General features: G+C 64.9%; 14 protein-coding genes. 1 reads left to right on the forward strand and 13 read right to left on the reverse strand.

The window, feature by feature from the left end; all coding sequences use genetic code 11:
• Window positions 1-36: 36 nt before the first annotated feature.
• The 7 genes from H7J73_RS14090 to mtrA all read right to left on the reverse strand — a co-directional run bounded on the left by H7J73_RS14090 (window position 37) and on the right by mtrA (window position 7,863).
• On the reverse strand, window positions 37-300 hold the full coding sequence (locus tag H7J73_RS14090; protein WP_264068056.1) for a hypothetical protein: 264 nt from the start codon (window positions 298-300) through the stop codon (window positions 37-39).
• Window positions 297-3,011 (reverse strand): NAD(+)--arginine ADP-ribosyltransferase, encoded by a 2,715-nt coding sequence (locus tag H7J73_RS14095; RefSeq protein WP_264068057.1) that lies wholly within the window; start codon window positions 3,009-3,011, stop codon window positions 297-299. Before H7J73_RS14095 ends, H7J73_RS14090 begins: the two co-directional genes overlap by 4 nt.
• A 3-nt stretch (window positions 3,012-3,014) precedes the next feature.
• Window positions 3,015-3,308: a WXG100 family type VII secretion target gene (locus H7J73_RS14100; protein ID WP_308207415.1), complete on the reverse strand. Its 294-nt coding sequence runs from the start codon at window positions 3,306-3,308 to the stop codon at window positions 3,015-3,017.
• On the reverse strand, window positions 3,301-3,615 hold the full coding sequence (locus H7J73_RS14105; RefSeq protein ID WP_264068059.1) for a WXG100 family type VII secretion target: 315 nt from the start codon (window positions 3,613-3,615) through the stop codon (window positions 3,301-3,303). Before H7J73_RS14105 ends, H7J73_RS14100 begins: the two co-directional genes overlap by 8 nt.
• 109 nt (window positions 3,616-3,724) lie before the next feature.
• Window positions 3,725-5,500, reverse strand: a complete 1,776-nt coding sequence (gene lpqB / locus H7J73_RS14110) for an MtrAB system accessory lipoprotein LpqB (protein ID WP_264068060.1) — start codon at window positions 5,498-5,500, stop codon at window positions 3,725-3,727.
• Window positions 5,497-7,176, reverse strand: coding sequence for an MtrAB system histidine kinase MtrB (gene mtrB / locus H7J73_RS14115; protein WP_264068061.1), 1,680 nt, complete (start codon window positions 7,174-7,176; stop codon window positions 5,497-5,499). The genes lpqB and mtrB overlap by 4 nt, the downstream gene beginning before the upstream one ends.
• Window positions 7,177-7,863 (reverse strand): two-component system response regulator MtrA, encoded by a 687-nt coding sequence (gene mtrA, locus H7J73_RS14120; RefSeq protein ID WP_264068062.1) that lies wholly within the window; start codon window positions 7,861-7,863, stop codon window positions 7,177-7,179.
• Between the two features lie 129 nt (window positions 7,864-7,992).
• Here mtrA and H7J73_RS14125 point away from each other — a divergent pair, with 129 nt between their 5' ends.
• On the forward strand, window positions 7,993-8,187 hold the full coding sequence (locus tag H7J73_RS14125; protein WP_264068063.1) for a hypothetical protein: 195 nt from the start codon (window positions 7,993-7,995) through the stop codon (window positions 8,185-8,187).
• Here the strand turns inward: H7J73_RS14125 and H7J73_RS14130 are convergent.
• The 6 genes from H7J73_RS14130 to H7J73_RS14155 form a co-directional block, all read right to left on the reverse strand.
• Window positions 8,184-8,813, reverse strand: coding sequence for a dTMP kinase (locus H7J73_RS14130; protein ID WP_264068064.1), 630 nt, complete (start codon window positions 8,811-8,813; stop codon window positions 8,184-8,186). The two genes, H7J73_RS14125 and H7J73_RS14130, sit on opposite strands and share 4 nt — an antisense overlap.
• An 87-nt stretch (window positions 8,814-8,900) precedes the next feature.
• Entirely contained in the window at window positions 8,901-10,367 is a 1,467-nt protein-coding gene (gene ahcY, locus H7J73_RS14135; protein WP_264068066.1) for an adenosylhomocysteinase, read from the reverse strand.
• A gap of 116 nt (window positions 10,368-10,483) precedes the next feature.
• The gene (locus tag H7J73_RS14140; RefSeq protein WP_435405507.1) at window positions 10,484-11,155 is read right to left on the reverse strand and encodes a TetR family transcriptional regulator; all 672 of its coding nucleotides are present in this window, start codon (window positions 11,153-11,155) and stop codon (window positions 10,484-10,486) included.
• A 25-nt stretch (window positions 11,156-11,180) separates the two neighbouring features.
• The gene (locus H7J73_RS14145; protein ID WP_264068069.1) at window positions 11,181-11,375 is read right to left on the reverse strand and encodes a rubredoxin; all 195 of its coding nucleotides are present in this window, start codon (window positions 11,373-11,375) and stop codon (window positions 11,181-11,183) included.
• A complete protein-coding gene (locus H7J73_RS14150; RefSeq protein WP_264068070.1) occupies window positions 11,372-11,545 on the reverse strand; it encodes a rubredoxin in 174 nt (57 codons plus the stop codon). Before H7J73_RS14150 ends, H7J73_RS14145 begins: the two co-directional genes overlap by 4 nt.
• Window positions 11,545-12,771, reverse strand: coding sequence for an alkane 1-monooxygenase (locus tag H7J73_RS14155; protein ID WP_264068071.1), 1,227 nt, complete (start codon window positions 12,769-12,771; stop codon window positions 11,545-11,547). The genes H7J73_RS14150 and H7J73_RS14155 overlap by 1 nt, the downstream gene beginning before the upstream one ends.
• Window positions 12,772-12,810: the final 39 nt, after the last annotated feature.

Here is a 12,810-nt window from a genome sequence, read left to right on the forward strand (position 1 = left end):
TGGAGACTTGGTCGCCGAGTCGAACGCACTACAACTTTAACGTGGGATGCCTCGGTCAGAACCGGGGCGGAGGAATAGACGATCGTCTTGTTCGTGGCGGCGACATGATTCGGCGAAATCGATCGCTTGTTGCTCATCAGCCATAAAGTTTTCGTATTCTTCGTCGCTGATTTTGTAAGCTTCGATGTAATCGACCATGCTGTTACTTACCGGAATTGCCTCGAAATGTACGCCAGTCTCTCTATGGATACCCAACAGGTAACGATGTTCCCTCGAAATGTAGGTGTTATCGAATGTCACTTCGGCGCTCCATCATCTGGCTGGTTGTCATCAGGTCGTTTCGCTCCGCCTTCTGTCTGCGTCTCCCCAGTTAACGAGCCCCCGTTAGAGCCTCCGTCTCCAGGCAGTTCGGTCACCCTATAATCACTCCGGGGCACATCCCCGCCGGCGATCACGGCCTCCGGCATGCCCTTTGGCAGGAATCCCCCTGGAAGCCACTGCGAATTGGCACCCGCTTCGTTCCCGGATGGCACACGCAAATCATAGCTTCGTGGGTCGTCGATATCGACCCTCACGATATCGTATTCCTTGAAGAATCCATCGGGAAGGCCCAACGACTCTTCGATACGCCTGAGATCACCACCGGTTGCCGACATTAAATTGTCGAGCTCGGCGCTCGGAAAGACGAACGACGTACCATCCGTTTGCCCAATGCCCCATTGTTCCAAGTTATCTCTAACCATAAATCGCGTAACACCCTGATCAAATCGCTCAAGATGTCTCTCGATCTGGTCCGGTGACAGATATTCGCTGGGATCCGGCCTGTGCCCCTTCTCTGTTGCCAAAATCTGGTCGCGAAGCTCGTCGGTGAGGCCATGACCGGGTTGGTCGTCATGCGAGTCGTTCCGATCGTGGGGGTCATGCGGATCGTGCGGATCGCTGGAGTCATGCGGACCGCTAAGGTCACGGTCGCCAGGCGGTGTGTGGTCACCGCCGGAACCCGGTCCATCACCGCCCATGCCCGGACCGTCACCACCCGAACTGTGCAAGCCTCCAGATCCCTCACCAGAACCGTGTCCCGGACCTTCCCCACCCGGCCCGTGGCCATGCGAGGCGGCCCCGTCAACAGCTTCGGCACTGTGTGCGCCGACGCCTGCGGGAAGGAGGTCGTCCCCGGCGCCGCCGGCCGAGGACGCCATCCCGCCCAAGTCGGGCAGCTTCGGCACGCCTTCCCCAGCAGAACCTGCCGCCGAGGCCATCCCGCCCAGATCAGGCAACTTGGGTGCACCGGCCGCTCCCGCGCTCGGGCTTGTCACGGGCACCTCATGGCCACCCGGGCTCGGGCCGGCTGTCGGCGCGGGGGCTGTTTCTGGAACTCCGTGGCCGCCTGGAGTCGGCGCACCCTCACCCGAAGCTGCCGGTGTCGACGGCGCCTCGTGCGGAGCAGTCGAAGGGGCCGCAGGCGGCCGGCTCTCGGTCGGCGAAGTCGGTCGCGGAGCTTCCGGCGGCAGTGACGACGGCTCAGCCGGACGCGGAGCGGGTGCCGGCGTGGGCTCGCCCGGGCGCGGAGCAGGGGCTGGCACGGGTTCTGCGGGTCGAGGAGCCGGAACTTCTGGAGTCGGCGGTCGAATTTCGGGCGCTTTAACTTCTGGCACCGCACCCGCAACCCGGTCTGCCACACCGGGAAGGTGGTCCGCGACGTTCTCGAGCGCCTTCGTGGCGTTGGCGACCTTGGCCTCCGCCCCGCCGGGAATGAAGAAGCTCCCCACATCGGTGACCGTGCGCCCCAACGCCTCGGCGGGATTCGTCGACCACATGTCCCAGTGCGACACGTCTTTGCCGACTTGTTTCCACAGGTCCAAGACCCCGGGAGCACCTTCACCGCCCAGGCCCACCAGCGGGGCCACACCCTCTACTTCTTTATTGAGGTCGCCGAAGAAGCCCTTGGGGTCGACCAGGGCCCGGATCTGGTTGTACTTCCAGGCATCCTCGGCAAGGCCGCCGACAATTTCGCCGGCCTCGAGTCCGACACCCTTGAACGCCTGACCCACCTGATTGATCGCCCGGCCCACATCTGTGCCGTGCAGGAACTGGTCCCACACCTTGTCGGCGACAGGGGCCAGCCCCGACATGACGTTCTCGACCGCAGACACCTCGGTGGAGATCTGCGTCGCCAACGCCGACGCTTCGGCAGAAAAGCTGTCGACGACGGTCTTGATGTCGTCGGCGATCTGCTTGATCTCGTCTTCATCCTCGTCGGTGAGGATGTCCCAGATCTCCTTGATCCCGGTCATCGGATCGCAGATGCGCGAAAGGAGGTCGACGATCGCGGCATGCGTGGCGTCGATCTGCCCGGCGTAGGTTGTCAACGTCGATGCCAGACTGGCGGTGGCGGACATGATTTGACTGGCGGCTGAGAGCGACGCCGGGAACATCTGCCCCATCATCTCGCCTTCGGGAATCTGTTGGGTACCAACGATTCCCAAGGGTCCAGCGGCACTCGCCTCAGTCACCAGCAGCTGCGTGCCGGCAGCCACCCAGGCGCCGGCGGCGCTGCGCAGTTTCGCCGAGTCACCGTTGGGCCAGATCATGCCGATGTACTTGGCGACCCACCCCCACCCCGCGGGCGCGGAGTCTCCGGCACCGACCGACGACGGTGCCGACGACGCCGAAATCTTGCCGTTCGCCGTCGGCGCGGGCAACGGCTGGGCCCGCCCCGAGACATCTGACTGCGCCTCGGCTATCGAGTAGTTGAACGCCGACATCCGCACGCCGTCACCGAGATTGACCAAACCGTTGCGGGCAGTGGCCATGCCTTTGAGCAGGGCGTCGGCCGACCGGTCGTAGGCGTTACCCATAGCTTCACCGACCGGGTCGTTGCCGCACATCGACCCGCAACCCGACAGGGTCCCGCTCAGCGTCGACAACGTCAGACCGATGTCCTTGCCGACATCGACCAGGGAAGCCCCCGCGCCGTCGAGCGCAGCGGGATCAACGATCAGCGGAGCCATCGCCTACGTGGACCACATCTTCTGATTCGCCGCGATCACAGCCGTGTAGTTGCCGTGTGCACCCGAACCGGCCTTGTGCAGCTGGTCGAGCGCCTCACGCATCATCGCCGCTCCCCTGGTCCAGCGATCGTGGGCTTCGGTGTGAGCCGCCGCTCCCTCTCCCGACCACCTGACATGCAGGTTCTTGACCGTCGTGTCGATCTCGCTGAGCAGTGCTTCGGCCGTGCGCTGAAAGTCGGTCATCCGGTCCAGCGCGTCGGCGATCACCTCTGGATCCACAGCGAACTGCTCAGCCACGATAAACCCCGCGCAGGTTCTCCCCCGAAGCCTGTTCCTGGTCCTCGTAGCCTTTGCCGGCCTCGCCCAACAGATGGGCCATCGCCGCCAGGCCCTTCTCCACTTCGTCGGCACCCTGGTGCCACTTGGTCCAGACATCTGAGTAGGAACCCCCCGACGCGCCCTGCCAGGTCGCCAACATCGAGGTCACGGTGCCGTCCAAGGACTTCAGCTGCGCAAGCAGGTGGTCCGACGCCGCCGACAGCGCTTCACAGGTCGCCGCCAGAACGGCGGGGTCTACCTTCAGTTCTTCCCCGCTATCGGCCATAACGCGAGGCTAGCTACCCGACCGCATCATCTCAATTCACCTTTGCCGCGTGACCTGACTCGGCCGCCGGGGAGGGCGCGCGGCCACCCGGCCGTCCAGCGAAGCCACCTCAGCCTGGTAACACCGGCTCCGCACCGGGAAGCAGGAACGGTCGCACCTCCGACCAAGCCTGGTCGTCTTCGGCACCCGAACCCGAAAGTTGTTTGACGCCACGCTGATCCGCGACATACACCGTCGAAGGACTGGCCGCCACCGTCGTCACGGGCATCTGCAGATTGCGGCTGGGACCGTCGGAGTTGACCCCGTCGAGGTTCACATACGACACGGGGTGGGTGGGGTCGTTGCGGCTGACCACGATGTCGTCGCCAGTCCGCCACGACAGCGATACCACCGAGGAACCCAGCCCATATCCGAGGCGGCGCGGATAGGTCAGCGCGAATTCGCCGCCAGAAGTCTGCGCCACCCCAGCCAGAATCACTTGGCCCTCGACGACCATCGCGGCACGCGTGCCATCACGCGACAATTGCAGGTCGGCGATCGCACCGGGGAACTTCGTGGACACCGCGGTCGAATCGACCGGAATTCTGGCCGGCTGACCTGACGCCGCCTCTCTGATCACCCGCACCACGTTGTTGCCGTCGACCACCAGCCACACCGCCTGGTCAAGCGCCCAGGTTGGACGGGAGAGGCTGCGCGCATCGGTGGCCGGCACCGCTACTCCGCCGCTGTCACCGATCCACAATTCCGACGCCATATCCGGGGCACCGGCCCGCAGCGTCACCACCGAAGCCACCTGATGCCCGTCGCGCGAGAGCGCCGCCAAGATCTGGTCCTGCATCTGCCCGAACGTTCCCGGCACCCGGGTCGACCGCTGACCGTCCAGGAACATCAGGAATCCGCCGACCAGCGCATGCAGCCCGGCCGACGCACCGTCGGCCGCACCCGGATCCGTGGCTGCGACGTCGGAGGTGTCCCAGCCGTCGGCGAAGCGATCGTCGAGCGCGGCGCCATCGGCGCTGATGACATACGGACCCTTGATGTCGGCACGCGCGAGCGTCCAGATGATCTGCGCGGCAAGCAGTTGCCGACTATGAGGATCGGTGGTGGACAGGTTCTCCAGTTCGATCCGCGCGCCCCCGTACCCGCGTCCGATCCCGGTCTTGCCGCCATCGGCGCGGGTCACCGGTCCCCGCAGCCGCAGCGGCGGCCCCAGCATGTTGCGCACCGTGTCATTCATCTCCGGGCGCGGTCCGGTAATCAGTTTCGACACCAGTTCGGTGGCCAGCTGATCAGGGTCGGAGACTGCAACGTAACGAGGATCGGGCACCACCGTCTTGCCCGTGGGGTCGACGAAGTACAGCGTGTGCCGCTTATAGGTTTCCTGGAACTGTTGCCAGTCCAGGAAAACGCCGTTGGGTAATTTGTCGATCCGCCAGCCGTCGGTGGTTTTCACCAACTCGATTTGGCCCGGGTCGGGCAGTGCCCCCTCGGCGGTCTCGAAGACGCCGATATCGGAGAGCGAGCCGAGCATATCGGCCTGCATGGTGACCGAAACCCGATCAGCACCGCGAGTCTCGACAAACACCACCTGATCGATCAGCAGGGCGCTACCGGCATCGTCCCAGGCGTTGGACGCCGACTCGGTGAGGAACTGTCTGGCCGCCAAGTGCCGGTTACCGGGATCAGCGGTGGCCTTGAGGAATTCACGCAGCAGCAGATCGGGATCCATCCCCGGTGTCGGCTTGGGCAGGCTCGGCGGCGCCGGCAGATCCACGGTGCCGATCGCTTGCGGTGCAGACGAACTGGGTACGCCCGCACATCCAGCCAGCGACGTCGTGCAGAACGCCAGCACGCCAACCACCAGCAGGGTCAGCCAGCGCTTCACACGGTCTCCCCTGCGGGTTCGCGGTCGCGTTGACGCACCTGGTTGGCGGCTTTCGCCGAATCCCTGCGGTCGTTGCGCTCCGCCGCAATGGGTTTCATCGGTAGCGGACTCGTCGTCACTTTGTGCCCACGGACCAACGGCAGGGTGAGCCGGAAGCAGGCGCCTTTGCCTGGCTCGCCCCACGCCTCGAGCCGGCCCTGGTGCAGTCGCGCATCCTCGATGCTGATCGCCAGGCCCAGACCTGTGCCCCCCGAGCGGCGGACCCGCGACGGGTCTGACCGCCAGAACCGGCTGAACACCAGCTTCTCCTCGCCGGGACGCAGCCCGACACCGTAGTCGCGGACGGTCACCGCGACGGTGTCTTCGTCGGCAGCCATCCGGATCCGCACCGGCCTGCGCTCGGCATGGTCGATCGCGTTGGCGATCAGGTTGCGCAGAATGCGCTCGACGCGCCGCGCGTCGACCTCGGCGATCACCTCGTCCTCAGGCATCTCGACCAACAACTCGATGCCGGCGTCATCGGCGAGGTGCCCCACATTGCTCAGTGCGCTGTTGACCGTCGAACGCAGGTCCACCGCCTCGACCGACAGCTCGGCCACTCCGGCGTCGTGCCGGGAGATCTCCAGCAAATCAGTCAGCAGGGTTTCGAACCGATCCAGCTCGTTGACCATCAGCTCGGTGGATCGCCGCAACGCCGGGTCGAGCTCTTCACTGTGGTCGTAAATCAGGTCGGCCGCCATCCGCACCGTCGTCAGCGGGGTGCGCAACTCATGGCTGACGTCGGAGGTGAACCGGCGCTGCAGGTTCCCGAACTCCTCAAGCTGGGTGATCTGCCGTGACAGGCTCTCAGCCATGTCGTTGAACGAGACCGCCAGTCGCGCCATATCGTCCTCGCCGCGCACGGGCATCCGCTCGGTCAGGTGTCCTTCGGCAAAGCGCTCGGCGATCCGCGACGCCGAACGCACCGGCAGCACCACCTGCCGCGACACCAGCACCGCGATGCTGGCCAGCAGAACCAGCAGCACCAGGCCGCCGGTGGCCATCGTGCCGCGCACCAGCGAGATGGTGCTCTCTTCACTGGTCAGCGGAAAGATCAGGTAAACCTCGAGGTTCATCACCCGCGAGGACGTCGGGCTACCGATGATCAGCGCCGGCCCGGAGAAGCCGTCGGTGCGCACCGTGGCGTACTGGTAGCTCACCTGCCCGGCTTTGACGAAGTCGCGCAACGTCTTCGGCACCTCGTCGATGGGGCCGGCGGCGGTCGCAGCCCGCGGTCCGTCGCCGGGCACCGCCAGCACCGCGTCGAACGTTCCGGCCAGGCCACCGCCGGCGGCGGGATCGGTTTTCGACGTCAGTGTGTTGCGCGCCAGTTGCAGGCTGCTGTCCAGTGAGCGGGTCTCCTCACCGCCGACGATGCCGCTGACGGTGTTGCGGGCACGCTCGATCTCCTCGGTGGCGGCGCGCACCTTCACTTCGAGGATGCGGTCGGTGATCTGGCTGGTCAGGACGAAGCCGAGCACCATGATCACGGCGAGCGACAGCCCGAGCGTCAGAACCACCACCCGCAGTTGCAGCGAGCGCCGCCACGCTACGCCGACAGCTCGACTCAGCGCACTCAGACCGCGCAGTAAAGGTGCCGACCGCCGGTGGATGCGCCGATTCGAGCGGAGGATCATTTACGGCGGCCCGGCCTTGTAACCAACACCTCGAACGGTCAGCACGACCTGGGGGTTCTCCGGGTCCTTCTCGACCTTGGCCCGCAACCGCTGCACGTGCACGTTCACCAACCGGGTGTCGGCGGGGTGCCGGTATCCCCACACCTGTTCGAGCAGCACATCACGAGTAAACACCTGGCGCGGTTTGCGTGCCAGCGCCACCAGCAGGTCGAACTCCAGCGGGGTGAGCGAAATCTGCTCCCCCAGCCGGGTCACCTTGTGGGCGGGAACGTCGATGTCGACGTCGGCGATGGACAGCATCTCCGCGGGTTCGTCTTCGTTGCGGCGCAGCCTGGCCCGGACACGGGCCACCAGTTCCTTCGGCTTGAACGGCTTCATCACATAGTCGTCGGCACCGGACTCCAGACCCAGCACGACGTCGACGGTGTCGGTCTTGGCGGTCAGCATCACGATCGGCACGCCGGAGTCCGCCCGCAGCACCCGGCACACGTCGATGCCGTTCATGCCGGGCAACATCAGGTCCAGCAGCACCAAGTCGGGTCGCAATTCACGGACCGCGGTGAGCGCCTGGGTGCCGTCACCGACAACCGCGGTGTCGAAACCCTCTCCGCGCAAAACGATGGTGAGCATCTCGGCCAGCGACGCGTCATCATCGATGACCAGAATCCTTTGCCTCATGGAGTCCATGGTGTCACCAGAACGCGACAAAACTCCGGTACCACACGGGCGTTTCCCCGCAAAACCGGGCCCGACCATCCCGGCAACGGTCCCAAGCGCCGAAAATCGGGCCCAAGAGCGGTCAGCACCCGCCTGGTGATGGGGTCGACGCCGGCTGCGCGGGTCCGGTTGATGCGCCGAGGTGTCGTCGTCGAGGTGGTCGCGCTGAGTCCGAGCGACGGCAGTGATCCGGACCGGCTGGAGGTGACGGCTTCGGCGATGCGGTCCACGGCAGGCGACCTCTTCACGCCCCGGGCAGCGCCTGCCGTTGTCGCCGAACCGGTGACGATCTAGCGGTCGAGAGCGGTGAGAATCTCCTCGGCGGTCGCGCCGGGTGCGATCCTCAGCCACGGCCCGCCCCAGTCGGTGTCGACCAGCCCGGAGTAGACCGCGGCGGTGCGCTGCTGCAATTCGTCATCACGTTCGTAGGCGTCCCGCGCGCGGCCCACCTCCTGCTCAGCACGCTGACGCGCTCGCTCCCCGGCCAGTTCGGGCGAAACATCAAGGAGCAGTTGCCAATCCGGCATCGGCAGCTGCAGCCGCCGGTATTCCAGGCGGAACACCCAGTCCACCACCTCGCCGTGGGCGTCCTGGCCGAGCCGCGCCGCACTGTAGGCGGCATTCGAGGCCACATAACGGTCGAGCAGCACCACGTCGTAGTTCAGTCGAAGGTCGGCGATCTGGTCGGCGGCACCCGCTCGATCCAGCGCGAACAGCATGGCCATCGCATACACCGAACCGGCCAGGTCGCCGTGGTCACCGTGTAGCGCTTCGGCCGCCACATCGGCGGGCACCGACTGCCCGTACCGCGGGAAGGCCAACGTGGCCACCGACTTTCCCGCACTCTCGAGCCGTGATCGCAGGCCCTCGGTGAGCGTGCGTTTGCCTGCACCGTCGAGGCCTTCAATGACAATCAGCACGGGCGGCAGCCTAACTGCGTTCGCCGACCAGACACAAAGTGCCCCAGATCCTTACGGAAATGGGGCACTTTGTGTCTGCTCGCGAAATCAGTAGCGGTAGTGCTCCGGCTTGTACGGGCCGTCGACGTCGACGCCGATGTACTCGGCCTGTTCCTTGGTGAGCTTGGTCAGCGTGCCGCCGAGAGCTTCGACGTGGATACGAGCGACCTTCTCGTCGAGGTGCTTGGCCAGGCGGTAGACCTCGTTGTCGTACTCGTCGTTCTTGGTCCACAGTTCGATCTGCGCGATCACCTGGTTGGAGAAGCTGTTGCTCATCACGAACGACGGATGGCCGGTGGCGTTGCCCAGGTTCAGCAGTCGGCCCTCGGACAGCACGATGATCGAGTGGCCGTCGTCGAAGACGAACTCGTCAACCTGCGGCTTGATGTTGATCCGACGGACGCTCGGATCGCGCTCGAGGCGGGCCATTTCGATCTCGTCGTCGAAGTGGCCGATGTTGCCCAGGATCGCCTGGTGCTTCATCGACTTCATGTGCTCAAGGGTGACGATGCCCTGGTTGCCAGTGGCGGTGATGACGATGTCGGCCCAGCCGATCGCCTCCTCGACCGACTTGACCTCGAAGCCGTCCATCAGCGCCTGGAGCGCGTTGATCGGATCGATCTCGGTGACGGCGACGCGCGCGCCCTGCGCCTTGAGCGCCTCGGCGCAGCCCTTACCGACGTCCCCATAGCCACACACCAGGGCAGCCTTGCCGCCGATCAGGACGTCGGTGCCCCGGTTGATGCCGTCGATGAGCGAGTGCCGGGTGCCGTACTTGTTGTCGAACTTGCTCTTAGTCACCGAGTCGTTGACATTGATGGCCGGGAACGCCAGCTCACCAGCGGCGGCGAACTGGTACAGCCGCAGCACACCGGTGGTGGTCTCCTCCGTGACGCCCTGGACCGACTCGGCGATCTTGGTCCACTTGTCCTTCTCGGTCTCGTAACGCGCCCGGACCAGCCCGAGGAAGACCTTCCACTCATCGGAGTCGTCGTCCTCGGTGGGGGGCACCACGCCGGCCTTCTCGTACTGCGCGCCGCGCAGCACCAGCATGGTGGCGTCGCCACCGTCGTCGAGGATCATGTTCGCCGGTTCGCCGGGCCACGTGAGCATCTGCTCGGCCGCCCACCAGTACTCCTCCAGCGACTCACCCTTCCACGCGAAGACCGGGGTGCCCTTGGGCTCCTCGGGAGTCCCGTGCGGCCCGACAACCACTGCGGCCGCCGCGTGGTCCTGGGTGGAGAAAATGTTGCAGGACGCCCAGCGGACCTCGGCGCCGAGGGCGACGAGGGTCTCGATCAGGACGGCGGTCTGGATGGTCATATGCAGCGATCCGGAGATGCGCGCACCCTTGAGTGGAGCGACCTCGGCGTATTCGCGGCGCAGCGACATCAATCCGGGCATTTCATGCTCGGCGAGCCGGATCTCTTTCCGGCCGAATTCCGCGAGTCCGAGGTCGGCGACCTTGAAGTCGATCCCGTTTAGAACGTCGGCGGTCAGTGTCGGTGCAGTCATGTAGAGCCCCTTTTCATTCGTCAATTGCTCATGAGCGCACAGATGCGCGTGGCGACACCCATGCAGATACCCATAGCCTGCGGGCTCGCGGGACAGGCGCTAAGGCGCACTGACAGCTACGGAGTATCTATAACACCGTAGCGTTCGGCGAACGGTGTCATCAATCTGGCCAGGTCCCGCGCGACGTCATGGTCGGACTCCGGCGGCATCGAGACATAACTCATGGCCAACCGCACGATGGCTCTGGCCAGGACGCCGGCATCGTCGGCGCTGCACTGCACCCAGCTGTGGGTGAAGGACTCCGTCAGCCGCGACGACGCCCGGGAAATGATCGGCGCGCTGTCGGTGGTGATGATCTGCAGTAGGTCGGGTTTTGCCGCACCGGTCAGCAGAGAGATCACCAACGGGTCCGACGCGGATTCGGCGAAGAAGGCACGGAAGCCCTCCAGGAACGCCGCTTCGACATTCCCGACATTGGAGTAGATGGCGTCGTCCACCGCGTCGACCAGGCGGTCGGCCAGGCGCAGGGCGTATCCCTGCGCCAAACCCTGCCGTGAGCCGAATTCGTTGTAGATCGTCTGCCTGCTGATCCCGGCCACCGTGGCGACGTCGGCCAGGGTGATCGACGACCAGTCCTTGGTGCCGAGGAGATCGCGCATCGCGTCGAGAACCAGGTCACGCAACAGCACGCGCGACGCCTCGGCGTAGGGAACCCGTACGGGTCTACCCTCGCTGCCTGTTCTGTCCCTGCGGGCCCTTGCCACAGGGGCGACACTGACACCAACCAGGGCAGGCGTCAACAGGGCAGGCCCGTCATGGCCGGGCAACTTCGATCATCTCGAAGTCGGATTTGGCGGCGCCGCAGTCCGGGCAGCTCCAGTCTTCGGGGATGTCGTCCCACCGTGTGCCAGCGGCAATACCGTCTTCGGGCCAGCCTTTGGCCTCGTCGTACTCGAACCCGCACTGGAAACAGCGGAACAGTTTGTAGACCTCGTCCGATGTCGTCATGCGCTCACTCCTGTCATCTCGAAATCGATCTTCTCGCGCACCCCGCAGTCGGGGCAGCACCAGTCGTCAGGAATCTGGGCCCACGGGGTACCTGGCGGAAACCCTTCCCGCGGAGCACCTTTGGTCTCGTCGTAGACGTAGTCGCAGACAGGGCACCGGTAGCACGCCATCAGCTGACCGCCCCATAGCGAGCGAGGATCTTCTCCCGCCGACGGGGATCGATGTTGACCCGCGTGATGTCGCCGTCGTAGTGGTCAAGAACACGGTGATCCATCACCTTTCGCCAGAGCGGCGGGAAGTAGGTGAGGCTGATCATCGATGCGTAGCCGCTGGGCAGGTTGGGCGCACCGTCCATGCTGCGCAGCGTCTGGTACCGACGCGTGGGGTTGGCGTGGTGGTCACTGTGCCGTTGCAGATGATAGAGGAACAGGTTGGTGACGACGTGGTCGGAGTTCCAGCTGTGCTGCGGTGAGCAGCGTTCGTAGCGGCCACTTTCCATCTTCTGGCGCAGGAGTCCGTAGTGCTCGAGATAGTTGACCGTCTCCAGCAGGCCGAATCCGTAGATGGCCGAGATGACCATGAACGGGATGACTCCCCAGCCGAAAATCGCGATCAGCACTCCCCAGAACACCGCTGACATCGCCCATGCGTTGAGCACGTCATTGCTGGGGTGCCATACCTTTTTGCCCTGCCTGCGCAACCGCGCCGCTTCGAGCTCCCACGACGACCTCAGACTGCCAAATACACTGCGGGGCAGGAATTCCCAGAATGTCTCACCGAAGCGGGCCGAGGCCGGGTCCTCCGGAGTAGCGACGCGGACGTGATGGCCGCGGTTGTGTTCGATGTAAAAGTGGCCGTACCAGGTCTGAGCCAGCGTGATCTTCGAGAGCCAGCGCTCCAGGGAGTCCTTCTTGTGCCCCAATTCGTGTGCGGTATTGATCCCGATGCCGCCGAGGGTGCCCACCGACAGGGCCAGGCCGATCTTGGCCACCCAACTCAGGCCACCGTCGTAGCCCAGCCAGCTCAGGTCTGACGCCGTGAACAGATAAGCCCCGACGATGACGCTGGCGTACTGGAACGGGATGTAGATGTAGGTGCACCGTCGGTAGTACTTGTCGTTCTCCAACCGCTCCATCACCTCATCCGGTGGGTTCTGACCGTCCGGGCCGAAACGCAGGTCGAGCACCGGCAGCAGGACATAGACCAGAGCCGGCCCGATCCAGAAGAAAGCCTGCGAGGCCGTGGTCCAGCCGACATGGTTCAGTGCCCACACCAGGGGCATCACGGTGAACAGCGCGGTGGGTGCGATCAGCCCCATCAGCCACAGCCGGCGCTTTTTATCCCGCCACTGCTCGGCCGCTACCGGTCCGTTGTGTTCGTCCAACTGCGATGTCACGACTACCACCTTCTGGAAGATCCGCCTTCGAATGAACTT

Origin of the sequence: Mycolicibacterium komossense (assembly GCF_025822605.1) — a bacterium.
Lineage (GTDB): Bacteria > Actinomycetota > Actinomycetes > Mycobacteriales > Mycobacteriaceae > Mycobacterium > Mycobacterium komossense.